The organism is Mycobacterium sp. MMS18-G62 (assembly GCF_053877835.1).
The window spans coordinates 2,759,577-2,784,408 of the sequence record NZ_CM132662.1; the positions used below are offsets into that span (position 1 = coordinate 2,759,577).

22 protein-coding genes are annotated in these 24,832 nt (G+C 64.8%); 9 read left to right on the plus strand and 13 right to left on the minus strand.

The window, feature by feature from the left end; translation table 11 throughout:
* Positions 1 to 16 precede the first annotated feature (16 nt).
* From ACWW36_RS13805 to nthB, 3 genes are read right to left on the minus strand one after another with little or no spacing between them, the layout of a single operon-like run.
* Positions 17 to 355 carry a nitrile hydratase accessory protein gene (locus tag ACWW36_RS13805; RefSeq protein ID WP_456142075.1) on the minus strand — a complete coding sequence of 113 codons (339 nt, stop codon included), beginning with the start codon at positions 353 to 355 and terminating at the stop codon, positions 17 to 19.
* Positions 352 to 936: a nitrile hydratase subunit alpha gene (nthA, locus tag ACWW36_RS13810; protein ID WP_456142076.1), complete on the minus strand. Its 585-nt coding sequence runs from the start codon at positions 934 to 936 to the stop codon at positions 352 to 354. The genes ACWW36_RS13805 and nthA overlap by 4 nt, the downstream gene beginning before the upstream one ends.
* On the minus strand, positions 933 to 1,598 hold the full coding sequence (gene nthB, locus ACWW36_RS13815) for a nitrile hydratase subunit beta (RefSeq protein WP_456142077.1): 666 nt from the start codon (positions 1,596 to 1,598) through the stop codon (positions 933 to 935). Before nthB ends, nthA begins: the two co-directional genes overlap by 4 nt.
* Positions 1,599 to 1,755: 157 nt before the next feature.
* Here nthB and ACWW36_RS13820 point away from each other — a divergent pair, with 157 nt between their 5' ends.
* From ACWW36_RS13820 to ACWW36_RS13830, 3 genes are read left to right on the plus strand one after another with little or no spacing between them, the layout of a single operon-like run.
* Positions 1,756 to 2,919 (plus strand): zinc-binding dehydrogenase, encoded by a 1,164-nt coding sequence (locus ACWW36_RS13820; RefSeq protein ID WP_456142078.1) that lies wholly within the window; start codon positions 1,756 to 1,758, stop codon positions 2,917 to 2,919.
* A gap of 2 nt (positions 2,920 to 2,921) precedes the next feature.
* Positions 2,922 to 3,821, plus strand: a complete 900-nt coding sequence (locus ACWW36_RS13825) for a haloalkane dehalogenase (RefSeq protein ID WP_456142482.1) — start codon at positions 2,922 to 2,924, stop codon at positions 3,819 to 3,821.
* The gene (locus ACWW36_RS13830; RefSeq protein WP_456142079.1) at positions 3,818 to 4,420 is read left to right on the plus strand and encodes an HD domain-containing protein; all 603 of its coding nucleotides are present in this window, start codon (positions 3,818 to 3,820) and stop codon (positions 4,418 to 4,420) included. Before ACWW36_RS13825 ends, ACWW36_RS13830 begins: the two co-directional genes overlap by 4 nt.
* A gap of 10 nt (positions 4,421 to 4,430) precedes the next feature.
* Here ACWW36_RS13830 and ACWW36_RS13835 read toward each other — a convergent pair whose 3' ends face one another.
* A complete protein-coding gene (locus tag ACWW36_RS13835) occupies positions 4,431 to 5,159 on the minus strand; it encodes a DUF3060 domain-containing protein (RefSeq protein WP_456142080.1) in 729 nt (242 codons plus the stop codon).
* A 186-nt stretch (positions 5,160 to 5,345) separates the two neighbouring features.
* On the opposite strand from ACWW36_RS13835, the gene ACWW36_RS13840 reads away from it, so the two are divergent.
* Positions 5,346 to 6,494 carry an NAD(P)/FAD-dependent oxidoreductase gene (locus ACWW36_RS13840; RefSeq protein ID WP_456142081.1) on the plus strand — a complete coding sequence of 383 codons (1,149 nt, stop codon included), beginning with the start codon at positions 5,346 to 5,348 and terminating at the stop codon, positions 6,492 to 6,494.
* Between the two features lie 3 nt (positions 6,495 to 6,497).
* Here ACWW36_RS13840 and ACWW36_RS13845 read toward each other — a convergent pair whose 3' ends face one another.
* The 4 genes from ACWW36_RS13845 to ACWW36_RS13860 all read right to left on the minus strand — a co-directional run bounded on the left by ACWW36_RS13845 (position 6,498) and on the right by ACWW36_RS13860 (position 9,465).
* Complete coding sequence (locus tag ACWW36_RS13845) at positions 6,498 to 6,845, minus strand: STAS domain-containing protein (RefSeq protein ID WP_456142082.1); 348 nt, start codon at positions 6,843 to 6,845, stop codon at positions 6,498 to 6,500.
* 198 nt (positions 6,846 to 7,043) lie between these two features.
* On the minus strand, positions 7,044 to 8,030 hold the full coding sequence (locus ACWW36_RS13850) for a magnesium transporter CorA family protein (RefSeq protein ID WP_456142083.1): 987 nt from the start codon (positions 8,028 to 8,030) through the stop codon (positions 7,044 to 7,046).
* A 155-nt stretch (positions 8,031 to 8,185) separates the two neighbouring features.
* On the minus strand, positions 8,186 to 8,770 hold the full coding sequence (locus ACWW36_RS13855; RefSeq protein ID WP_456142084.1) for a TetR/AcrR family transcriptional regulator: 585 nt from the start codon (positions 8,768 to 8,770) through the stop codon (positions 8,186 to 8,188).
* Complete coding sequence (locus ACWW36_RS13860) at positions 8,770 to 9,465, minus strand: crotonase/enoyl-CoA hydratase family protein (RefSeq protein WP_456142085.1); 696 nt, start codon at positions 9,463 to 9,465, stop codon at positions 8,770 to 8,772. The genes ACWW36_RS13855 and ACWW36_RS13860 overlap by 1 nt, the downstream gene beginning before the upstream one ends.
* Before the next feature lie 104 nt (positions 9,466 to 9,569).
* Between ACWW36_RS13860 and ACWW36_RS13865 the strand changes: the two genes are divergently transcribed.
* A complete protein-coding gene (locus ACWW36_RS13865; RefSeq protein WP_456142086.1) occupies positions 9,570 to 10,562 on the plus strand; it encodes a YihY/virulence factor BrkB family protein in 993 nt (330 codons plus the stop codon).
* On the opposite strand, the gene ACWW36_RS13870 is transcribed toward ACWW36_RS13865, so the two are convergent.
* From ACWW36_RS13870 to ACWW36_RS13880, 3 genes are all read right to left on the minus strand, one after another.
* A complete protein-coding gene (locus tag ACWW36_RS13870; RefSeq protein ID WP_456142483.1) occupies positions 10,559 to 11,353 on the minus strand; it encodes a hypothetical protein in 795 nt (264 codons plus the stop codon). The two genes, ACWW36_RS13865 and ACWW36_RS13870, sit on opposite strands and share 4 nt — an antisense overlap.
* A 201-nt stretch (positions 11,354 to 11,554) precedes the next feature.
* Positions 11,555 to 14,155 (minus strand): hypothetical protein, encoded by a 2,601-nt coding sequence (locus ACWW36_RS13875; protein ID WP_456142087.1) that lies wholly within the window; start codon positions 14,153 to 14,155, stop codon positions 11,555 to 11,557.
* 47 nt (positions 14,156 to 14,202) lie between these two features.
* Entirely contained in the window at positions 14,203 to 14,907 is a 705-nt protein-coding gene (locus ACWW36_RS13880) for an LpqN/LpqT family lipoprotein (RefSeq protein WP_456142088.1), read from the minus strand.
* A gap of 205 nt (positions 14,908 to 15,112) precedes the next feature.
* On the opposite strand from ACWW36_RS13880, the gene ACWW36_RS13885 reads away from it, so the two are divergent.
* From ACWW36_RS13885 to ACWW36_RS13900, 4 genes are all read left to right on the plus strand, one after another.
* Complete coding sequence (locus ACWW36_RS13885; protein WP_456142089.1) at positions 15,113 to 16,486, plus strand: hemopexin repeat-containing protein; 1,374 nt, start codon at positions 15,113 to 15,115, stop codon at positions 16,484 to 16,486.
* 223 nt (positions 16,487 to 16,709) lie between these two features.
* Positions 16,710 to 18,461 (plus strand): hypothetical protein, encoded by a 1,752-nt coding sequence (locus ACWW36_RS13890; RefSeq protein ID WP_456142090.1) that lies wholly within the window; start codon positions 16,710 to 16,712, stop codon positions 18,459 to 18,461.
* 11 nt (positions 18,462 to 18,472) lie between these two features.
* A complete protein-coding gene (locus tag ACWW36_RS13895) occupies positions 18,473 to 19,837 on the plus strand; it encodes a hypothetical protein (RefSeq protein ID WP_456142091.1) in 1,365 nt (454 codons plus the stop codon).
* Positions 19,834 to 20,964, plus strand: a complete 1,131-nt coding sequence (locus tag ACWW36_RS13900) for a DUF2235 domain-containing protein (RefSeq protein WP_456142092.1) — start codon at positions 19,834 to 19,836, stop codon at positions 20,962 to 20,964. The genes ACWW36_RS13895 and ACWW36_RS13900 overlap by 4 nt, the downstream gene beginning before the upstream one ends.
* A 75-nt stretch (positions 20,965 to 21,039) precedes the next feature.
* Here the strand turns inward: ACWW36_RS13900 and ACWW36_RS13905 are convergent, their stop codons facing one another.
* Both ACWW36_RS13905 and ACWW36_RS13910 read right to left on the minus strand, forming a co-directional pair.
* A complete protein-coding gene (locus tag ACWW36_RS13905) occupies positions 21,040 to 23,643 on the minus strand; it encodes a LuxR C-terminal-related transcriptional regulator (protein ID WP_456142093.1) in 2,604 nt (867 codons plus the stop codon).
* Between the two features lie 128 nt (positions 23,644 to 23,771).
* Entirely contained in the window at positions 23,772 to 24,785 is a 1,014-nt protein-coding gene (locus ACWW36_RS13910; protein WP_456142094.1) for a phospholipase effector Tle1 domain-containing protein, read from the minus strand.
* Positions 24,786 to 24,832: the final 47 nt, after the last annotated feature.

A 24,832-nucleotide genomic window follows, 5' to 3' on the forward strand; every position in this document is an offset into this window, starting at 1 on the left:
CGCTTCGCCTTCTCTCCTAGTGGGAATGGTCGTGGCCGGCGGGACGCCGAGCCAACTCTCGAGCGCGTGCCGTGATGTCGTCGGCCACCACGGCGACGCTTGGAGCCAAGACGTCCTCGAGAGCGCCGAGCCAGTGGTCGTAGTAGCTCCACTGTGTGCCGTCGGTCGATGTGGCTTGCCACTGCTCGATACGCGCAATCAGCGCTCCTTGGAACTGCGGCCAGCTGAACACCCCGGCCTCACAAAGCGCGACCGCCATGCCGAAAGCACGGCTCTCCCACGGCTCGGCGAACACCAGCTCACCGTTTGAGCGCGGCGGCGCGGCAGGACCGTCGACGTCCAGCGGCGCGCTCACGGTGCTTCGACCTTCGCCACGCCGACCATCGCCTCACGGGTGACCAGTGCCGTGAGCTGTTCTTCTGACAGGTCTTCGGTGCCGGCGGGGCGCTCGGGCAGCACCAGCCAGCGCACCTCACTGCTGGAGTCGTGCACGGTGATCTGCACATCCGCGGCGAGGTCAAGGCCCATCTCGGACAACACTTTTCGCGGCTCTTTGACTATCCGTGCACGATACGACGGGTCTTTGTACCAGCCCGGTGGCAGCCCAAGCAGTTGCCACGGGTAACACGAGCACAACGTGCACACCACCACGTGATGGCTGGTGGGGGTGTTCTCCACGACGTTTACACGCTCCGTCTGTATCCCCAGGAAGCCCAATTCTCCGATCGCGGCGGTGCCGTCGTCGAGAAGCCAGCGGCGATACTCCGGATCGGTCCACGCCTTCGCGACGACCGTGGCCCCGTTGAGCGGTCCGACGTTCGTCTCGTAGGTGGCGATGATCGCGTCCAACATCTTCGGGTCGACGAGACCGCGCTCGGTCAGCAGTTGCTCGAGAGCCTCGGCGCGCAACGACGGGGGAATGCGGCTGGTCGTCATCCGACTGCCTCCAGGTAACTTTCGAACATTTCGATGGTCAGTGCGAACGCTTCAGCGTCGGCACCCCACAGCTCGCCGGACTCGAACCGCACGGTGTAGACGTACTGCGGATCCTCGCCCTGAAAGTGCGCGTTGGTGTCGGGGAACACTGCCGCCGGCTCGACCAGGGTGACGACTCCGGTGTGGCCACGCACGTAGCGCGGCAGCCGGGTGTGTCCGGCGGGCGAGATGTTCTTGGCTCGCACCCGCTGTCCGACGGCGAACGCCGGCGCGGCGTCCACGGTCCGAAAAGACCCCTCGGCCGTCGGTGCGTAGTCACGCTTCTTGCGCTCGGGTATCGCTGGTTCCTCGACATGCTCACCGCGCAAGTTGCGGGCGCGGGCCTCGACCGCCGAGGGCGCCACCACGGTGCCGTCAACGAGCATCAGCTCGGCGCCGTTGAGCCAGCGGCCGTAGTAACCGTCGTCGAGGTAGGCGGTCCGGTCCAGGCGCTCCAGTGCGTGCCGAAACGAGTCAAGGTTGCCGCCGGTCAGCCCGTTCGACGCCAGAGTCAGCGCGAATGCCCGGGCGTTCCACGGCTCGGGGAAAACCTGCTCGTCCACACGGGGAGGGTGTGCGGGACCCCAACCGTCGGTGCCGCCCATGTCGGCGATGCCATCCATAGCGTCGTCCTCTCGCCGCGTTCCTATGACCATGAAAAACGCTGGACGCGGTCAAAAGCGTGCCAACCGGCAAAAAACTTCTCGTGGCCGCCGGGCAGCGGTCAGAACTTCCCTCAGAGGCGCCTCGGCGATCGGCTGCCCCGCTACGCTCGGCTGGGTGAAGGCGGTCGCGTGCACCAACGCCAAACTCGAGGTTGTCGAGCAGCCGAACCCCACACCGGCGAAGGGCCAGCTGCTCATCGACGTCCAGCGATGCGGCATTTGCGGCTCGGACCTGCACGCCCGCCACCACATGGACGAACTCGCGGACGTGATGGACGAGTCCGGATACCACGACTTCATGCGTTCGCATCAGTCCGTCGTCTTCGGCCACGAGTTCTGCGGCGAGGTCCTCGACCACGGGCCCGGCACCCGCAAGGCGCTCCGCGCAGGCACACCCGTCGTCGCCCTGCCGCTGGTGCGGCACGGCAAGGACGTCCACCCGATCGGCCTGTCGACGGCCGCGCCGGGTGCTTACGCCGAACAACTCGTCGTCGAGCAGTCACTGGCGCTGCCCGTGCCCAACGGATTACCGCCCGACAAGGCCGCGCTCACCGAGCCGATGGCCGTCGGATGGCATGCCGTCCAGCGCGGCGAAGTGAATAAGCGTCAGGTCGCCATCGTCATCGGCTGCGGGCCGATCGGCCTCGCGGTCATCCTCATGCTCAAAGCCCACGGGGTGCGCACCGTGATCGCCAGCGACTTCTCCGCCGGCCGCCGCGCCCTCGCCACGAGATGCGGCGCCGACGTCGTCGTCGACCCCGCTCAGGACTCACCCTACAAAGCCGCGTCCGGGCACGGGCACCTCGAAACCGCCCCCGACGCACTGGGTCTCGCCGTCAGAACGGTCGACACTCTGCACAAGCTGCGGCTGCCCTGGTGGCATGTGTGGCGCGCCGCCGAAGCCGTCGGCGCGGCGACTCCGAAGCATCCCGTCATCTTCGAATGCGTCGGCGTGCCCGGCATCATCGACGGAATCATCACCAGCGCGCCGCTGTTCTCCCGCGTCGTCGTGGTGGGCGTCTGCATGGGAGCCGACCAGCTCCGGCCGTCGATGGCCATCAACAAAGAGATCGACCTGCGATTCGTACTCGGTTACACGCCAATGGAATTCCGCGACACACTGCACATGCTCGCCGACGGCAAGGTCGACGTCACACCGCTCGTCACCGGCACCGTCGGCCTCCCCGGCGTCGAGTCTGCATTCGACGCGCTCGGCGACCCCGAGGCACATGCCAAGATCCTGATCGACCCCAAGAGCGACGCTGCGAGCCCGAGGTGACCATGGACGTTTTGCGCACTCCCGACGCACGATTCGACAACCTGACCGGCTATCCGTTCGCCCCGCATTACCTCGACGTCAAGGCCAGCGACACCGACACGGTTCGCATGCACTACGTCGACGAGGGCCCCGCCGACGGCTCGCCGATCGTCCTGCTGCACGGCGAGCCGACGTGGAGTTACCTGTACCGCACCATGATTCCGCCGCTCGTCGACGGCGGCCATCGCGTGCTCGCGCCCGATCTGATCGGCTTCGGCCGCTCCGACAAGCCCACCCGCATCGAGGACTACACGTACCTCCGTCACGTCGAATGGGTCACGGCGTGGTTCGACGGCCTCGACCTTCGCGACGCTACCATCGTCGTCCAGGACTGGGGATCGTTGATCGGGTTGCGCATTGCCGCCGAACAGAGCGAGCGCATCGCCCGCATCGTCGTCGCAAACGGGTTCCTGCCGACCGCCGACCGGCCCACGCCACCGGCGTTTCGCATCTGGCGCGCCTTCGCGCGCTACACACCCGTGTTCTCCTGCGGACGCATCGTCTCCTTCGGCACCGTCACCAAGGTGGGGGCCGACGTGCGTGCCGGATACGATGCGCCCTACCCGGACAAGCGATTTCAAGCGGGCGCCCGCGCCTTCCCGCAACTCGTGCCGACGTCGCCCAACGATCCCGCCGTCCCGGCGAACCGCGCTGCGTGGGAAAAACTCGGCCGATGGGACAAGCCGTTCCTGTGTGTCTTCGGTGCGAGGGATCCCATCCTCGGGCGCGCGGACCGTCCGCTGATCCAGCATGTTCCCGGGGCCGCGGGCCAACCGCATGCGCGCATCAACGGCAGCCACTTCGTGCAGGAGGACTGCGGGCCGGAGTTGGCCGAACGAATCCTGGCGTGGAAGACATCGTGACCGCGTCTCCCCGTCTGGGCCCGAAATTCCAAGAGGCGCTTGCGTATGCGGCCGATCTGCACAACACGCAAACCCGCAAGGCCAGCGACGTTCCCTACGTCGGCCACCTGCTCTCGGTCGCTGGATTGGTGATCGAGGCGGACGGCACCGAGACCGAAGCCATCGCCGCACTGCTGCACGACGCCGCCGAAGATCAAGGCGGCGACGTGACATTGGCCGCGATCGAGGAGCGGTTCGGCGCGACGGTGGCCGCGATCGTCGAAGAGTGCAGCGACACTGTCGTGACACCGAAACCGCCGTGGAAGCAGCGCAAGCAGGCCTACATCGCGCACCTGGACAAGGCGTCCCACAGTGCGATCTTGGTATCGATCGCAGACAAGCTCGACAACGCCAGGGCCATCCTGCGGGACCTGCGCAGGCACGGGCCGACGCTATGGCAGCGGTTCAACACCGACGATCCACACGAGCATCTCTGGTACTACCGCTCGCTGCTCGACGTGTACCGCCGGCGCAGCGACAGCTGGTTGGTCGACGAGCTGGAGCGGGTGATCCGCACACTCGAGGACGAGATCGGACCGCCGATAGCCGCGACGGTGTAACCCGAGAAGCTCAGCCCTGCTGGACGACGTTGTCTCCCGAAGCGTTGATCTCCGGCGAGCCGGAGTGGTAAGTGACCACGTTCTTGAATCCCGAGGCGCCGATCACGTCGGAGGACTCGAGCGTGACTTGATTCTGCATGCCGGACACCGCGATCTTGGTGCAGTGGCCGGTAATGGTCACGGTGTTCGACACACCGCTGACACTGACAGGGCTGTCATTGCAAACCAGTTTCTTGTTCTCGCCCATGCCGGACACGCTCTGCGGACTACCTGGCGCTGGGGTCGTCGGCCCGGCCGGTGCGTTTGGCGACTCGACGCTGGGGATGTTCGGGATACTCGGGAAGCTGGGCATGCTCGGAATGCTGGGGATGCCGTTGGGCACGGCCGATCTGATGCTGAAGAACACGATCGCCCCGACGCCGACCATGATGGCCAACACCACGCCTGCGATCACCAACGGCAACGCGCCAAAACCCGACGACACCGACACTCTGCGCGGCATCGGTGTATACGAGAACGGCGGCGCCGCATAAGGATCCACCGGCGGGGGACCGTAGCCGGTGGGCGGCGGCGTATACATCGGCGTCGTGGTGCCCGATGGCGGCGGTATGTACGTCGGTGGCGGCGGCGGTGTCGTCGGGCCGGCCCCACTCGTGCCGAGTTCGCTCGCCCGGGCGACGTCAGCGAGCGGCTGCTCGAGCTGCCGGATGCGGGCCTCGGGGTCGTCCTGTGGATCCATGCGCAGATGGTCCCATATGACCGTTTGCGAGGACGACCCGTTCCGGGTTTTCCGCGACCCGGCGGGCCACCGCTCGACATCCAGGTCTACGGCATCTGAAGCAACGAGCGGCCCGGTTGCTCGCCAAAGTGTGACCAAAGCCTGACAACGGGCGTGGAGGGCGCCCAGAAGTGGTAATCAGGAAGTGTGGTGGCACCGGGCTTCATCGCCATCGGCAGTGGTCCAGCAGGGTTGAGCGCGGCGGAGACGTTCCGTAGCAAGCACCCCCACATCCCGGTGCGAATTCTGACCTCGGACCCGGCGCTGCCCTATGCCAAGCCGCCGCTGAGCAAGGACTATCTGTGTGGGCGCGACGCCAAGCTCGACCTGCACAGCCCGGGCTGGTTCGTCCGCCACAACGTCGACCTGATCCGCGGCATCACCGTCGACCGCCTCGACCTTGCCAGCCAAGAAGTCGTCACCGCCGGCGGCGGGCGCTACCCGTACTGGCACTTGGTCCTGGCCTGCGGTGCCACCCCCGTCCCGCTCACCATCCCAGGCGCCGAAGCCGCGCTGAGCCTGCGGTCCTTCGCCGACGCTGTGGTCCTCCGCATGGCCGCGGGCAACGCCGACTCCGCGGTGGTCATCGGCGCAGGGCTGATCGGCTGCGAGGCCGCCGCATGCCTGGCCAGTCGCGGCGTGCCCACCACCATGGTCGCCGCCGAACCCGTGCCGCTGCTGCGCCGCTTCGGTGCCGACGTGGGTGATCGTGTCGCAAAGATCTTGTCCGACAACGGTGTTCGCTTCCTCGGCTCGACGACCGTCACGGCCATCGACGACACGACCGTGCACCTCGACACTGGCGGGTCCGTCGACGGCGATGTCGTCGTCTCCGCGACCGGTGTACGCCCCGATCCTCATCTGGCCGCACAAGCAGGACTGGAAACGCAAGACGATCGCATCGTCGTCAACGAGCGCATGCACACGTCTGCGCGCAACGTGTACGCCGCAGGCGACGTCGCGCTGGCGTACAACGTGACCGCCCGGCGGCGCATCCGCGCCGAGCACTGGCGCGACGCCGCACAGCAGGGACTCGTCGCGGGGCTGTCAGCCGCCGGCTACGAAGCCGCCTGGGACAAGGTGCCCGGATTCTCTTGCACCGTAGGCGAATCCACGCTGAAGTATCGCGGCTGGGGCACCGAGTACGAGCACAGCCGGCTCGTCGAGCATCGCAACGGGTTCACGGTTTGGTACGAGGCAGGCGGCGAAGTCGTCGGTGTGCTCAGCCTCAACGCCGACGACGATTATCGCCTCGCCGACGAACTCGTGCGCAGGCACACCCCGATGACGGTTTAGGAATCAGGCGACGCCGCAGGGGAGGGAGCGGCGCGGGTCGCAGACCGTGAGCACTCGTGATACCGCCTTGCTGGGGATCAGCATCCAACTGACTTCTGCGCGCGTGCAGCGCATATCGAGGGTTTGCAGCGCCGAAAAGCCCGCGGTGGCAAAGAAACTCACGTCTGTGAGGTCAAGTATCAGCGTGCGGCAGTTCGCGCCGCGGCGAAACACGTATTCCAGCACTTCCTCGGAATTGGAGGCATCGACATCTCCGTGAACGCTGATGCGTACGACGGAGGTGTTGAGCCATTCGGTGGAGAGTCTGAGCCCATCTTGGCGCGTGGTGGCGAATGGGTCTGTTGTGGTCATAGCGGTCATTGAGGTTGGCTCCAAAGTGACGTCCGGATGAAATAGGGGGTCACGTCCAGGGTGCTGATCAGGGAGTCTTCCTGCACATCTTCGACGTTTCCGGCGGCTGGTAACTCAACCTGTGATCAGCCTACGGTAGTTGGCGCTGGGAGCACCAATCTTGGCGCAGATTCTCACTGAACCGCCAAGCATCGCGTGTCACAACCAGTCTCGCCGCCGAAACATCCAGTAGAGGCCAAGCACCAGCAACACGATCATCGACGTGCTCACGACGAAGCCGCCGACGGTGTTGATGCCCGGATACTCCACGTTCTGGCCATAGAACCCGGTGATCGCCGTCGGCACTGCGATGATCGCCGCCCACCCGGTCAACTTCTTCATCACGATGTTCAGGCGTGCATCCTGCAGCGACAGATTCGTCTCGAAAACCGTTGTCACCATGTCTCGCAACGATTCCGTCCATTCGGACACCCGCAGCACATGGTCGTAGAGGTCGGCGAACAGCGGATCCAGCTGCGGGGCCGTCTTGGCGTCCAGCCTGCGGTGCTGAATCGTGTTGACGACTTCGCGCGTCGGAAGAACCACCCGGCGCAGTTCGACCAGATCCTTGCGCAGCCGGAAGGTGTGCCGCTGCAGACCGCCCCGCGGGCCGCTGTTGGTGAACAGGGCGTCTTCCAGGCCCTCGATACCCTCGTCGAGCGCCTGGACCGCTTCGAAGTGCCCGTCGACCACCACATCGAGTAGCCCGTGCACCAAGGAGCCCACGCCATACTCCTGGCCGCCGAGCTCGTCGAAGCGTCGCGACACCGCATCCATGTCGAAATGCGGCGACAATCGCACGGTGATCAGCCCCCGCGGCAGCACGAATGCGGAGATGCGGTGGATGTCGAGCATCGACTCGGATTCGTCGGCCGGTTCCCTGATGGTCACGCTGTAGACCGTGAAGAACGTATGGGTGCTGTAGACGTTGGCCTTGGTGCGCTCCGCTTCGGCGACGGCATCCTCCACCGCCCACGTATTGAGCCCGAGTTCTTGCGCCAGGTCGGTGAGGATCGCGTGGTTGGGGTCGTAGATGTCGCACCACACGAGCGTGTCGTCTTCTGCGAGGTAGTCCGAGATGGCGGGGAAGTCGAAGTCGTCCTGGGGCTTACCGGCCCGCCACACCCGACCTCGGACGTGCGTCATGCCACCATCATGACAGGGATTGAGGGGTGGCAACTTCTAGTCGGGAGGGCGACCAGTATCCGATTTGCCCAGCTATGGGCGACATTGTCGCCAGTACCGACTTTGTCGCCGCTAGGCGGGCGCAACACATATACCTGTGTGAGCCGGCCCAGACTTCAGCGCAACCCCGTCAACAGAGACCGCACCCCCAGCCGCCATCGCCGCTCGATCGACGGGCCGTCGCCCAGCCACCGCCCGGCTTCCTGCACCGCCAAACCCTGTGCGAGAGCGAGCAATACGTGCGCGATGTCGGTCGGGTCGCCCGACAGTAGACCGGCGTCGATGCACCGCTGAATGCGGCCGACGAACACCTCCCGCACCGACGAACCAGCGGCCAATTCGTCGGGCCCCGGCTCGAAATCGGCGAAGGGACGCGAGAACATCACCTGCGCCAGGCGCGGATACGCGCGGCAGAACAACCGGAACACCGGAACAAGCCGCTCGAGATCGTCGAGCGGAGCGTCGGTCATCCGAACCTTGGCCAGCTCACCGCCGAGCAGCCGGAAGCCCTCGAAGAACATCGCCCGCACCAGGCCGGCCTTGTCGTCGAACAGCTCGTAGACCGCGGGCACAGATGTGCCCGCCCGCTCGGCCACGCGTCGTGTCGTGAACCGCGCGATGCCCTCCTCGGACAGCGTCGCGATCGCCACGTCGAGCAGATGCTCCCGAAGCTCAGGCGTTCGCTGCTTGACTCTCGGCATCAGCCCAGCGTGAATTCCGTTGCAAGCCCGTCGATTCCGGCCTGAATAGCGTTCAATGCGGATTCGCGGGCCTTGAGCTTGCTCGCCAGATGCGCGCCTGCGTGCAGTGTCGCCGCGACTTCGGCCGCCACCTGTTGAGCGTGCGCCAGCACCTGATCGGCCTCGACGATTTCATCGAGCCAACCGCCCGCGATCGCCTCGTCACCGGCGAACGTCGCGGCCAACGACACGCCTCGCTGAAACGCCGCCGGCGTCAGCCGCAGCCGCATGATCTCGATCGCCGAGATCGGAATCGTCATCCCGATCGCGACCTCGATCGCCTGGCATCGTGACTTGGGCTGCCCGATCCGATGGTCGCCGGACAGCAGCAGGAACGAACCCATCGCGATTGCCGGGCCCGTCGCCGCCATGATCACCGGCTTCGGAAACGTCAGGCAGCGCACCGACAGCTCGAAACCGCCTGCCAGCATCCCGAGCGCGGCCTTGGCGTCGCCGGACTGGAACACCGCCAGGTCGAACCCGCCGCTGAACACCCGGCCGTTGCCCGCCAGCACGACCGCCTTGGCGGAGTCCTTCTCGGCACGGTCGAGCGCCTCGTTGATCGCCCCCTGCATCGCAGGGCCGAGCACGTTGACCTTGCCGTCGTCCAGCGTGATGGTCGCGACGGATTCGTTGAGTTCATAGTTCACGGTCATGCGTAGCGATGTTACGTAACGGCGTTACGAAAGCCAAGAGCGGCGCTGACACCGGTGATAAATGGGTATTCCAGCGCAAAACCCGGACGACGTTGTGAGCGCTGATGAACCCCATCGAACGAGCCATCCGCAGCGTCGACTGCTGGCAGCAGCGCCATCCTGTCGTCGCGTTCCCCGTCGCCATAGTGAAGAAGTTCGGCGACGACGAGGCGGGCAATCTCGTCGCGCTGTTGACGTACTACGCGTTTCTGGCCACCTTCCCGCTGCTGCTCGCGTTCACCGCGATCCTTGGCGTGGCGCTGCGCAAGTACCCGGACCTGCATGCCAAAGTGGTCAACTCGGCATTCGCGGAGTTCCCGATCGTCGGCACGCAGATCCATCAGCAGCTGGGCGTCGAGCAGGTCGCCAGCACGGGTGTCGCGCTGACGGCCGGCATCGTGGTCTCGGTACTCGGTGGCCGCGGCTTCGCGCACGCTCTGCAGAACACGTTGAACACGTTGTGGGCGGTGCCGAAGGTGGACCGGCCCGGTTTCCTTCCCCGCTACTTGCGGACCTTCTCCCTGATCGTTCTGCTCGGCCTCATCGTCGTCGTGACCGGCGCTGCCAGCACTGCCGCGGGCGCGGCGACTTCGATCGGATTTGGCGCGCTGGGCGCGCGAATCGTCAGCGTCGTGGTGGGCATGATCCTCGGCTTCGGCTTCTTCCTCATCTTGTTCCGGGTAGCGGCGTCGGGACAGGTGTCGACGCGGTGCATGCTGCTCGGCGCTGCGATCAGCGCGGTGGGCTGGCAGCTCCTGCTCATCATCGCCGGCTTCGTCGTCGCGCATCAGCTGCGCCACGCGCAAGCCGTGGCCGGAGTGTTCGGTGCGGTGCTCGGATTGCTGGCGTGGCTGGCACTGCAGGCGACCGTCATCGTCCACGCGGTCGAGGCGGATGTGGTTCGGGCCAAACACCTTTGGCCGCGCAGCATCCTTGCGCCGCCCCTGACCGAGGCGGACAAGTCTTACTACACCGCAGCGCTGCGCGCCGAAGCGCAACGGCCTGAGCAGAAGGTCGAAATCGCTTACCAGGACGCGAAATCCGGCGATCCGTGTTAGGCGAGGTCTCGGCGATGCCTGCCGTTGATCACGGTGGTGTGCGCTTCCTGGAAGGCGAAGTTGTTGTGATCGGCGGGGGCGTTGTACTGCGCCCGGTAACGATCGCGCAGTTCGTCGGCGGCCGAGCGGACGCGGTTGATCTCGCTGCGTAGGACTTCTTCGCGGGTCTCGCTCGCCGCGTAGTGGAAGTAGGTCAACAGGCTGCGCAGCAGTTCGAGCTTCTGCTTTTCCTGACGGGCGAGGTCGTGCGTGGTCAGCAGCTCGAGACGCTCGACGGGATGTAGCGTCGCCCAGTCCAGAACCGCCGTGGACCGGAATTGTTGCCGGCCGGCCTTGGCGGTGCGGCCGTTGGCGGGCTGGTCGTAGTAGGTGACCGCGCCGTCGAAGCGGGAGGCGATGGCCTCGCCCAGCTCCCGGCGATCCAGCGCCGAATCCCAGACGATGCGCCATTCCTGCGACGGCGCCAGGTACGGGATCTCCGCGGGCAGGTTCAGCGGCGCGATGTCGATATAGCGGTCCTCGTAGGCCGTCTCGTACTTGCCGACGGTGGGCGGGTTGGCGAATTCGAAGCGGATGCCGTAGGCGGGCGTGCGGCCGAAGTTCTTGACGACGAGCTCGATGAGATGCCAGTCGGTCGCGCTGGGCTCCATGAACATGGCCACATTCGGCTGCATCAGCTCGTCGGTCTGCTGCTTGACCCGCTGATACTGGCGCCAGGCGTACAGCAGCGCGGCGACTCCTACCAGGACTGCCAGCCAGGCCGCGAGCGCGGTCCATGCACCGGCAGACATGTCGGCCAGGTCGCGCGCCCGGTCTTCGAACCAGTCCACGCACCGCAGTAAACCATGGGGGGCTCGTACCGACAGCATTCGCCGAGCCATGTCGCCGTGTATTGCTGAGGCAGCGCTGCCTGGTGGGAAAACAGAGACGGAAGTGCCTCTAGAGACTTGGGCCCGATTGCCGCTCGACCTGCTGGGGTTCGCTGCGAGCCGTCAGCGGCTGCCGGGTGGAGTGATGACGCTGCCGACGCTGCCGAGGAACGAATTCGCTACGTCCAGCGGCGCGCCGGTGAGGATCTGCTGCGCAAGGGTCAACACCAGGCCCGCCGCCGGCGCAAGCGTCACGAGTGTGCGCGTCGGACTGCTCAGCGAGTACAGGTCTTTCAGGCTTTCCAGGCGCTCGGTCAACGACCCACCCTGTCGCGCCTTCAGCGCATCCAGGTCGGTGATGACCCCGAGAATCACGAAGAACAATGCGAACTGCGCACCGCGGTAGATCAATTGGTGTCCCAAATCGACATCCATACCCCGGGCGATGGCGACCGGTACGAACGAACTCGCCGTCCACACGCCGGCGAATGCCAGTCCGCGTACCGGGCCGATGTGGCCAGGAAGCCGCAAGAAGGTCAGGCCGAAGATGAAGCCGCCGACCACCCATCGGGCGCTCTCGACAAAGATCGCGACGAAGACGGTCAGGGCGCCGTCGGCCGAAACCAGCTTGCCCGAAAGGTCGCCAAGCGTTGACCACACGAAGATCGCGACCGGCACCGTCGCCAAGATGCCTGCCGTACGCGCCGACGCACGTGCGATGTCGATGATGGTCCCGACGGGCTTGAGGAGATCCTCCTCGGGATCTGCGGTCAACACGTCAGCATCCGTCTTCGTCATTGCCTGCCCGTGGGTGGCAGCAACCAGCGAACCGCCCTGCGGTACAACGCCTCTCGGCGTATCAGGATGCTCGCCCCCATCGTCGGGGTCTGAACCGTTGGCCAGCCAATGTCGAAACACCAGCCACAGGATCAGCCATTGAACGAGCCACAGGGGCAAGTCGATGATGAAGTGCGCCGCTCCTCCCTCCGTCCACGGTGCACACAGGGTGAGCATCAACGACGACGCCACCGCGACGCGTGGGATCTTCGTCTGCGAAGACTTGCGGCCAATGAACAAGTCCATCGCGATAAAGGTCGCGGCGATCAACGGCACCAGCGGCAAGACGGTGAACTTCCATCGCACCACCGACCACGTCAGCCAATAGAGCGCATCGTGCGACAGCGGGTCGATTGGGTAGTTGTCTCCGACCGCCAAGCCCACCGGATAGAACAGCGATCCCATCAACGCGAACGCGCTGATGAGTGCAATCGTGTTCCTGAATTGGAAGTCCGAATCGGATGTGTCGTGGCGCAGGTCGAAGAGGCGGCGCAGGTGAATGAAGAGCAGTACTGCGCTCACACCGAGCAGCCCCATCAGCACCCAAAAACATATGACGACAACGTTGTTGTAGGCAGAAGGTATGACGAGGTCTGCGTCCGATGACGGGTCTCCGATAACCGCGATCCGCCGGGTGTACAGCACCGCCGCGAACACCACGACCGGAACAGCCGCGGCCAACAGCCAGATAAGTGGCTGAACGATCGCCTTCCTGCTCGCAGTCGCAACTGCGATGACGATGACGGTCAATCCGGCAATGTAGAAGATCGATGACGACAAGCCGGAACTCACGGGCTCGTACTCCAGGAACACGCCGCCGAGCAGGATCATGCCCAACAGAATCAGGAAGATCCTGGCTGTCCTCGCAGACCTTCGTATCACCAGACCGGCTGCGACCAAACACAACAGGGCGGAAAGGCCGTACGTCCAATACCGTCCGTCAATCTTGAGCGATCCGATCTGGAAGCCCTCCGATGTTTGATCGGCGAACAGCATGGACGCGCGTGGCTGGTTGTAGAACGTGTCGATGTACCCGGCAAGAGACACCCGCAACGGGACCGCCAGCGGAACGGTGATGTGTGGAATCTTGTCTCCGCTGAACGACCAGGTGTACTTGGCCGCATCATTGTCTTGACTGGCTTGTTCTGGAAAAGGGCTGGGGGCGCGATCTTCAGCCGTGACCTCGCCGTGCTCACCGGCGATCATCCGCGGATCGTTGAACGAATCGGCTTGGACGGTCACGGTGAGCTTGCTCTGCCTGCTACAGAGCAGGCCAAGATCGGTCTGATCGTCCAACACGTCCACCTGTCGGCGGATGTTCGTGTGAACCGCTGCCATCGACCACCCATACAAGCGCGGTGGATCCGGCTGCCGGTTGCGCGCACAGAACGCGACGGCCAGCTGGCCGCTGGGCAAATCCGCGTTGTTGAACAACGGTATGTGCGCGATTACCGGCAGATTCTCGCGGTCGAATAAGTTGTGCGCATCCTTGGCGTAGAGCTGTTTGTCGGGCCGCACCGTATACGAGTATGTGGTGGCAAGTTTGAACCGCGCGTCTAACGAGCCGTTGGCCCAAGACACCCGCTCAATCGACGGGTAGTTGTGCAAGAAGCATCTGCTGAACCCCTCCCCTAGGGAGTTGCTCCCACCGCTGTTGTTCAGATCGGCGATGTTCCAAGACGGTTCGGGTGGCACGACGCCCCTCGCCTTGACGTCCAGGGTCGTTTCGATGCGCGGCATCCCGTCTTTTTCACTGACCGTGACCACGGCGTTGGCTTCGACATCGGAAGCGGTCGGGCACTGGCCATTCACACCGACGGGGGGATCGGATTGGGGAGTGGAGTCCAGCGCAAGTCCAAAGCCGATGATCGCGCCGATGACCGCCATGGCTGCGAACAGCCAGAGGCGAAGACGGCGGAAACACGACAGCATGGTTACCCGGTGATCACTGTCCGGTCAGCGATGACGTCGAGCGCGCTCCTGAAAATCGGAGCCTGCGACGCCAGGGAGTCGCCTGCGAAATGCAGGAGGTACAGCCCATCGGCGGCGGGCATCAACACTGTCCTGGTGGCTACGAATTTGCGTTGGCCTTCGTCGCTCCAGGTGCCCTCGAGCTGGTACGACGGAAACTCGTCGATGCGACTTGTTGCATGACTTGCCGTTTCGGTGAACCCGGGCAGATTGACCAGCTCGCCAGGAAGTAGATCGACGATTTTTTGAGCGACGACGTTGCCGGAGATGCTCACGTAGTACGCGGTGATCGTCGGCCGGTATTGATTTGCCTCGGTGCCGATGTATTCGATGCCGCCGTATGCGTTGTCACGAGTCGCCTTGCCGGCGTCGACCCAACCTTTCGGAAACGGCAGCCGAAGTTGGGGACCGGTCTTGTCCAGTCGCGCAACGATTGTCGTGGCGATTCCGTCTTGGTAGAGGTACGACCACACCGTGGGCGACAGGCCAGGTGGATAGTCGGCGACACGCGGCGGACTTGCCGACAGTTGGGAGATCGTCGAGTAACCAACACCTCCGGGAACCGTCGGCCCTGGTCTCCCCGTAGCGCCGTGGCCGCCGCATGCCGTCAGCGCGAGGCTTGCTCCAGCGATCAACATGCCCAGCTTGGCAACAGCGCCGGCCTTCATGGGTGCAACGGTCCCACCGGTGGCACGGCCACGGCATGAGTAGTGCGGTACTCGAATTCCTGCGTGACTTCTGGTCGGCGGCAGGACCCTCGGCAACGGCGCAGGTACTGCCTATCGAGAAATCACGTAGTCCGCCACTCGTTTCATGGCGCCGCTGCCCGCATAGCGTCAAAGCACCACGTCACACGGGTGTAAGGAAACAGCAGTGGCATACATCGGCTGCACCATCAAGCAGGTACCTCCCGACAAACTTCTCGAATCGGCGTCGACCGCGATCGATGTCAATCCGGCCAACGCGCCCAATACGGCGGCGCTGCCGCGCGAGTTCACACCGGCGCCGGAACACCTCGCCGTCATGACCCAGAAGTACTGGGGACCCGCAGGTGTCCGGCTCACCGTCGGTTTTCTCGACAACCCGTCGGCCGAACTGCGGCGGCGCATCATCTCGCACATGAACGCCTGGGGCGCATGGGCGAACGTCCAATTCACCCCGACCAACACCGATCCGCAGGTGCGTATCGCCCGTACCCGCGACGACGGCTACTGGTCGTACCTCGGTACGGACGTGCTGTCGATCCCGGCCGACGAGCCGACGATGAACCTCGACAGCTTCACCGTGAACACGCCTGAATCCGAGTACCACCGCGTCGTGCGCCACGAGACCGGCCACACACTGGGCTTCCCGCACGAACACCGGCGCAAGGCGATCGTCGACCGCATTGACCGCGAGAAGGCCATCACCGAGTTCATGGCCACTCAGGGCTGGTCGCGGCAGGAGGTCATCGAGCAGGTGCTGACGCCGTTCAAGGTCTCGGCGCTCAAGGCGACCGCGGCCACTGATGAGAACTCGATCATGTGCTACGACCTACCCGCGCACATCATGAAGGACGGCATCGCGGTGGCCGGCGGCAAGGACATCGACAATCTAGACGCCGCATTTGCCGCCAAGCTCTATCCAGGACCGGTATCGCCGTCAGGCGTGTGGCCGGACGGCAAGGTGTACCTGTTCAAGGGCAAGAAGTACCTGCGCTACGACGTCGCGTCGGACAAGACCGATCCCGGCTACCCCGTCGACATCGCGGGGAACTGGAACGGATTCCCGGCCGCCTTCAACCAGGGCGTCGATGCCGGCGTGCTGTGGACCAACGGAAAGGCCTACTTCTTCAAGGGATCTCAGTTCGTCCGCTTTGATCTGGCCGGCGAGCGCGTCGACCCCGGCTATCCCAAGGCAATCTCGGCGAAGTGGCCCGGCCTGTTCACAGACCACATCGACGCGGCAGTGGTCTGGCCCAATGGGAAGGCCTACTTCTTCAACGGCGAGCAATACGCCCGCTACGACATCGCGCACAACAAGGTCGACGCGGGCTTCCCGGCGCCGATCGCAGGGAACTGGCCGGGGATGCCCGACGAGTTCGCTTCGGGCATCGACGAAGCGGTCGTGTGGAACAACGGCAAGGCGTACTTCTTCAAGGGTTCGCAGTACGTGCGGTACGACATCGCCACCGACCGGGTGGACTCGGGGCCCACGCCGATCGCGGCCAGTTGGCCCGGTGTGTGGTCCGACGGCGTCGGCAGATAAGCCGGAGCCGGCAAATGCATGCCAGCGCCCGTGCCGATTTCGCGATGCAGATGTATGGCTGCGACGTACGCTGTTGCCGCGCCGTCCAGCTAACGGGAGGAGCCGGACAATGACTACAACGGCTGTACCGGGCGCCGCTTCCAACACGGCCGCCCGTCCCAATTCAGGTCCCGTGGTGCCATTGCCTCGGCGACGGCGGCTACGCACCTTTGCCTTCGACCCGATGTCGACCCGACTGTCCGGCCGGTTCCTCACGCTGAACATCCCATACGAGCGCGGTCTCCTGCTGGGGCCGCAGGGCGAGCTGCTGCAGGTAGTCGACTTCGATCCCGTCCATAAAAGCTGGTATGTCCCAGTCGATCTCGACGATCCCTACATCCTCGCCCAGGATGGACTGCCGCCATCCGAGGGCGATCCTCGTTCGCACCAACAAATCGTGTACGCCGTAGCGTCGAGCGTGATCGAACGCTTCGAGCGCTACATAGGCCGGCGCTTCCGCTTCAGACAGGACGGCACGGGGAAACTGGGCCTGGTGCCGCACGCCTTCGAAGGGCGTAACGCCTTCTTCGACCCGAAGCGCAAAGCCGTCTTGTTTGGCTACTACCGCGCCGACGCCAATGACCCGGGAGCCAATCTGCCCGGACAGGTCATCTTCACCTGCCTGTCATCAGACATCATCGCGCACGAAGTCACTCATGCGATCGTTCACCGGCTTCGCCCGCATTTCGCTGAAGCAACCAACCGCGACGTGTTCGCGTGGCATGAGGCTTTCGCCGACCTGATCGCCCTTTTCCAGCACTTCGCCTACCGGGAGGTAGTCGAAGAAGCCATCGCCGCTACGTCCGGCAGCCTCGAAAAGGGAAGGGCCCTTTTTGATCTGGCGTCTGAGTTCGGTCAATCCACCGGCCGGGGCGCGGCACTGCGATCGGCCATAGACCCGGACGTGCCTGTCGAGCAACTCCGGACCCCAGATCGTTTCAACAATGCCACCGAACCGCACGAGCGCGGTGCAATCTTCGTCGGCGCTGTGTTCGACGCGTACCTGGACCGCTACAAGGCCGCCGTCGCCGACCTTATTCGCATCGCGACAAACGGCACAGGTGTGCTGCCTGCCGGGGCGCTACATCCCGATCTTGTTTCGCGGGTCACCACCGAAGCCATCCGCACGGCCGACCGTTATCTCGCAATGGTGGTCCGCGCGATCGATTACCTGCCACCCGTCGACGTCACGTTCGGTGACGTGATACGCGCCATTGTGACGTCCGACTGCGCGTTGTATCCAACCGACGGTTCGGGGCTGCGCGGCAATCTCATCGAGGCACTGCGCCGGCGGGGCATCTACCCCGAGCGGGTCGACTCGCTGACCGACAGCGGGCTGGTCTGGCCCGGGCCCAGCGGGAGCCTTGCCGGAAAGGGCTTTCCGCCCAGGCTGCTTGAACAGTTGCTGCTCGATGCAACCATGTCCTTGGACCTCAGAGTCGATATGGAATTTCGACCGTCACCGGAAAACGTGTTGTTCGCCGGGTGTGTGGAATGGGCACACGAACATGCCGTCGCCATCGGTCTGGACCCGAAGGGGACCATCGCCGTCGACGGTGTCAATGTCGCGTATCGACAAGCTGACGACCTCCAGCCTCGGCCAGAAATCGTTATTCAGTACACCCAGCGCCGCCGCGACCTCGAGGAGGTCGAGCAGGCTGACCTTGCGCCGGACGCGAGAACGCCGCTGCGGGCCGGGACCACGCTGATCGCACGCGCAAATGGCGAGATCAAGCACATCATCTCGAAGCCGTTGCCGTTGGTCGAGCCTGGCTCCGACGAGGAAGCGAAGTATGTCGACTTGTTGGGCAAGGACCGGCTAACGAAGCTTCGGAACTATTTCGGTCAGGTTTCTGATACCGACCCGTTAGCCGCCTGGACCGACGAGCCGGCCGTGCATCGGCTCACCTTCGCCAACCTGCACTACAACGTTTAGGCGGTCTTGCAATGACGACGACCACCGGTACCAACACTGGAACACTCGAAATACGCATGTACAACGTCGGTTTCGGCGACGCCTTCCGGATCACGGTGCGCCGGGGCGGACAGACCTGGCGGATGCTGGTGGATTGCGGCGTACATGCACAGGGCGCCGCACGGCCGTTGAAGGACTCGGTGAAGAACATCATCGATGACCTCACGCAGGACTGCGGCGGCAAACCGCATCTCGACGTTGTCGTCGCGACCCATCACCACCGCGACCACATCCGCGGTTTCGCCGAAGACGATTGGGCCGGAGTCGACGTCGACGAAGTGTGGGTTCCATTCGTCGAGGATGAGAACGATGACGATGCCAAGCAGCTTCGGAACGCGCAGACCGCAACCGCGCGCAAGCTCGCGGCGCTGATAGGTGAACGCACAAACAACGTCGCCGCCAACTCCAATGCGAAGAGAATGCTCACGCTGGCAATGGCAATGGCGGACAACTCCCGCGGCAACGCCAAGGCGACCAACCGGCTGCTAGGCCGCGGCATCAGCTTCGCCAAGCCCACCCACGACGTGCGATTCCTTCCCGACACCGATGAGTCGATGAACACCATCCGCATCGACAAGTGCGGAGTGGTGGCGCACATTCTGGGCCCGCCCCGCGATGCGGCGATGCTGAAAAAGATGGACCCGCCGAAGAATGCCGGTTGGCTGACCTTGAACCTCGACGATGTGGTGGCCGCTGCGGACGACGACGATGACGAAGACGACGAAGCCACCGTCACCACAAACGGTAAGAGGCCCAAGGCAACCCAAGAGGACAAGGTTGAGGACGACTCACGGCTCTTCAACAAGGTCTTCGTCCTCACCGACCTGACCCAGGTGCCGCGAGAACTGGACGAGGCCAAACGCAAACTCGCACTGCATTCGTTGTCGAACGACATGGGTCTGATGGCGGCGGCTTCGGTGCTCGAACAGTCGGTCAACAACACCAGCCTGTTCTTCGTGCTGGACATCGGCGGTGTGCGGCTGCTGTTCCCCGGTGATGCGCAGTACGGCGCGTGGGAGTCGGTACGCAACGATCCGAAATCGCTGGATCTCATCAGCGACGTCGACTTCTACAAGATGGGCCACCACGGGTCGCACAACGCGACGCCCATGTCGTTCGTCGAGAAGCAGTGGAAGAAGCCCGGCGACACCATGGTGCCGTGGGGCCTCGTGAAGCTGTGGAAGGACTCGATTCCCTATACCGAGCTGATTACGGCCCTCACCAAGGCGAATCACCGGGTGATCAAGCCGAACAAAGACACCGTCGGTGACAACCCGGCGAGCAAACTCGACGAGACCGAGTGGTGGTCCCAACTGACATTCGAGGTGCCGGAATGACAACGCCCACAACGCCATCAGCGCCGGCAACGCGGAATCTGGTCCTGTGCCTTGACGGCACGAACAACGAGCCGGAGCACGGCGTGACCAACGTTGCCCGGATATTCGACATCGCGCAGAAGAACGATCCGGCCAAGCAGCTTGTCTACTACGACCCCGGGGTCGGCACCATGGGAGCGCGTGGTGCGGTCACCCAACTTGGCCAGGCGTTGACGCGCGTCGCCGGCCTGGCTGCGGGCTTCGGCATCAAGGACGACATCGAGCAGGCCTACACCTGGCTGTCCCGCAACTACCAGGAGAACGACGAAATCTACGTTTTCGGCTTCTCCCGCGGTGCGTACACCGCGCGCGCCTTGACGGGCATGTTGCACACGGTCGGCCTATTGCGACCTGGCACCGAGAACCTTGTGCCCTACGCATTGAAGCTCTATGCGCGGGGCGGACCGCCGGCACCTCCGCCAGGTGTCGAGCCGGATGCGAAAACCAAAGAGGCTCAGAAGAAGTTCTGGGACGTCCGCGACGAGTTCGCGCGCCAATTCGGTAATCCGAAGTTTCCGACGATGTTCGACACGAGCCGCCGCCAGATTCACTTTCTGGGCGTTTGGGACACCGTGAAATCGGTTGGCTGGTTGAACCTCAAAGGGCAGATCCAGATAGCCCGATGGCCGTTTACCGCCAAGATCGACAACGTCGAGACGGCAAGGCACGCCATGTCAATCGACGAACGGCGGCGCCCGTTCGCGGAGTACCGCTTCAATCCGGATGCGGTCGCCAAATCCGATGGCCGCTACCAGGAACTCTGGTTCGCCGGTGTGCACAGTGACGTCGGCGGCCAGTTCCCCGACGACCACCGCCTATCCGACATCGCGTTGTCGTGGATGGTGAAGGAAGCAGAAGCGAAGGGTCTGCTCGTCAGAAAGCAGCGCTATCTCGATCTGCTCGAGTTTCACTGGGACGACGAAGTTCCCCCCGACAATGCGCTGGGCCGGATACACAAGAACGAGAAGGTGTGGTGGCTCGCCGGCGGGTGGCGAAACCGCAAGGTACTACCTACCGACGCTCTTCACCCGAGCGTGCAGTACCGCATCGATCACATTGACGGATATCGCCCCGACCTCAAACGCTAACTGGCGCGAGCAGACGTAAAGTGCTCCAAAATCTCGGCGTGTCGGGGCCTTTTGCGTCTGCTCGCGCAGGAAAAGTCAGCTGTGGCCGCCGCCGCGGATCAACGCGGCGAGCTCCTCGCGGTCGGAGATGTCGAGCTTGATGCACGCACGGTAGAGATGACCCTCGACCGTGCGCACCGATACCGTCAGCCGCTCGGCGATGTCGCGGTTGCTCAGACCCGCGGCGACCAGGTTGGCGATTTCACGCTCACGCACCGTCAGCGGCAGCGGATGGGCAGCCAGATCCAATGCGGGCGTTCGAATTCCGCCGCAGTCCGCCGCGAGCCGGTTAGCCGCTGCAGCCGCTTCCACGCTGCGGCGGCGATCGTCTGCGTCCTCGTATGCAACGGCGGCTTGGGCGGCGGCGTCGGCCGCCGACAACAGCGCGCCAAGCTCCTCGAACTGCTGGGCCGCCGCGGCGATTCCCGCGGCGTCACGGTCCCGCACCGCCTCGGCGTGCGCCGCGATCACAGCCGCCAGCCGGCCGCCGGTTGCCGCGGACACCTCGACAAGCCGGTCCAGGCAGCTCTGGTCGCCGAAGCGCACCGCGTCGTGCAGCGCCAGCATCTCGATGGCATGCTGCCCCGATTCGGCCGCCAGCCGCGCGGCGTCCAAAGCGAATTCGATTGCGGCGCTAACGTTTCCCTCGGCCGCGGCCAGCCACGACTCGGCGATTTTGAGCTGAGGCCCGAACACCGCGACGTGGCGGCCGTAGCGCAGCTTCACCTCGGCCATCATCTTGGCGCCCGGCTCGGTGCGGCCCAGCGCGCAGTAGGACTGCGCCAGCATGAGCCGGGCCGGGAAACTCCACGACGCGGCCGACTCCGCGGTCAACGCCGCGACGGTCTGCTCCATCCGCGGCACGGTGTCGGCGAACAGCCCGCGAGTCACCCCAACGGTGCCGACCAGGACGTTGGCCATGCCCCACGCCAGATACTGGCCGGCCGAGGTGATTCGAATGATGTCGGCGGATCGCTGTGCGGCACTGTCGAAGTCGCCCGCCAGCGCCAGTGCGCGCACCTCTCCGAACGCCGCGAGATAGCGCAGTAGCCCGTCGACCCTGCTCTCCACCTGATGGCCTCGTGACGCCACCGCGGCCACCTCGTCCGCACGGCCCATCAACGCCAGCGCCAGCGCACCGCCGAACGCGGCCCACTCGACGGCGCTCGGAGGCGACTCGGGATCCGACAGCACACGTTCGGACAGCGCCACGGACTCGGAAAGTTGATTCTCGAATGTGCGCGATGCCGACGCCACGCCGTCGATCAGCAGCAGCAGCGGGTTTTGAGTGACCTTCTCACGCAGCAGCGCCAGAACTTCGTCGGCGCTTTCGGCGTCGCCCATCGACCAGTGCAGGTTCGCGATGCGCGCCAGACCCCAGCGCACCAACTCGAGTTCGTCCATCTGATCCGGATCGAACGAACTCAGCGTCTCCTCGGCCTCGGCCGCCTTGCCCTGCCAGAGCAGCGATCGCGCCAGCAGCTCACTGGCGATCAGCCCGCCGCCCCGGTTCACCGCCGCGCGGGCGAGCCGCTCACCGAGCGTGACGTTGGTCAGCGCGATCGCGTCGCGTGCCGCGGACACGAGCAGCTCCAACTCCGGCTGCTGATCGCTGTCAAGTGTCAACTCCGCCAATCGGATTCGGTCCGCCGCGCTGCGTAACGGCCGGTCCTGCAGCGCGCGGACCACCTCGCCACGCAACCGCCGCGCCGCCGCCATGCCCAGCCGCCGGCTGATCACCTCACCGAACAACGGGTGATTGAACCGCACGTCGACGCTGGAGTGGTCCTCGACCACACGGATCAGGCCCCGGTTCTCCGCATCCTCGACGGCATCCGGCCCGACGACGTCGCACAGCGTGTCGAGTTCGAGCGGCTCGCAGAAGGTCAGCAGCCGCAGCGTGTGCAGCACGTTGTCGGGCAACTGCTCCACGCGGGAATCCAACAGCGACGCCAGTTCCGAGGTGACCGCCGTGCGGCCGCGAAGCTGCCACACGCCGCGGACTTGGCGAAGCGTGCCCGCCTCCAGCGCACCCTCGACGAGGTGCCGCACAAACAACGCGTTGCCGCCGGAGGCTTCCCACATCAGGTCGGCCGACAACCCCTCGACGCGGCCGCCAAGCGCCTCCTCGATCAGCGAGACGCACTGATCCCTGGTGAACGGCGTCAGGTGCAGCCGCTGCAGGTATCCGTCCTTCCACAACGATGTGATCGCGTCGGGCACTGTCTCCCCGGAACGCACGGTGGCGACGATGCGCACCGAGCCGTCCAGGACCAGCTGGTGCAGCAGTGTCGCCGACAGCTGATCGAGCAAGTGGGCGTCGTCGACGCCGATCACCGAATGCCCTTCGGCGATAATGGTTTCTCGCGCCGCGGACAGGAACGCCACCGGATCCCGCGACGTCGCGGCACCCACCAGATGTGCGAACACGCCGAGCGGGATGCTGCGCGCTGACTCCGTGCCGGCCACCCATTGCACTCGCGTCGGCAGCGCTTGAGTCACCAGACGCGCCAGTGTCGTCTTGCCGACGCCGGCGTCGCCGATCAGGACGATCCCGCATCCGTCCTTTTGCTCAACCAGCGCATTGTGAATCGTCGCGTATTCGTTGTCACGGCGAACCACAGGCCAGTTTTGGGCCATAACCTGGGACTTTACTACCTCGTGCGGCAGCACAGTGGTCATAACCACAGTCTGCTGCGCGGACGCTCAGCAGTCGTGAGTAGTGCACTACGCAAATTCTCGCGTAGTTGGTGGCAGCGCTACTTAGTTCACGATGCGGCGGCCGCAAGCTCCGCAGGTACCACCCGCGGTGCCGCCGGCTCGGCATGCACCAGCCGCTCGCTGCGGGCAAGCCAATCTCTATCGGCCCAGACGACGTGGGCCGGCAGTCGCCGCCAGTATTCGGGATGCGCCCGCACATAGACGTCGACGCTTGCGTGCACCAGCGCGCTGGGGGGCAACTTGCGGATCGATATCGTGCGCGCGCTCCCCGCAAGCGCGTCGAACTCACTGGGTGCCGGACCCAGATACCGGCTGCCCGGCCTCACCTCGACCCCGGCCCGCATGGCGCCGTCGAGCACCCAGTCCAGAGCGATCTGGGCCAGCGGCTGGCACGCCGCGGGACCGCCGGCGACATCACAATGCGCGCCGCGGAACCATGCTTCCTCCACCCGGTCGGATCCGGCCGCGACCAGGTGCTCCCCGAACGGACCGTAGCCACCGTCGATCGCGACCGCGTGTCGGCCTGCGGCGACGTTGGTCAACGGCTCGGAATCCCGCGGTAAGCCGGGCAGTTTCACCGCGTCCCACAAGCCCAAGTACTGGACGGGCACACCGAAGTCACGCCGCCCCGACAACCGCGCCGCCAGTCGCCTGACCCGCGTCCAGTCCTGCGGGGTGCGTCGCGTGCGAGGCAGTGCATAGGCGCCGAGCACGTAGTCCATCAGCTGGGGGAACAAGCCCACCGTGCCGAGCAGCCGGGTCAGAGACTGCGCGCAATACGCGCCCCGCCCGACGCCGAACATGTAGATGCGGTCTTCTGGCTGCCAGCAGTCGATCAGGAACTCGTAGGCTTCGGTGATCGCTGCCTGTGCGTCACGCAGCACTTGCCGCCGGCCCGGACCGCCGAGCCGCCGAGGGTTCGCTGACGACCTCCCCGGGTGGTACCAGGTGATCTGGTCGTCGGATTCTGCGAGCAAGCCCAGCAGTGCCGCGGCGTTCGTCGCATTCCGTGACCCTGGATGGGCTCGTGCGCTGTCGAAGCACAGCACGATGTTCCTCACGGCAAACCCCCGACGAGAAGTAATTGACGTTGCTGCGGATAGTTTGC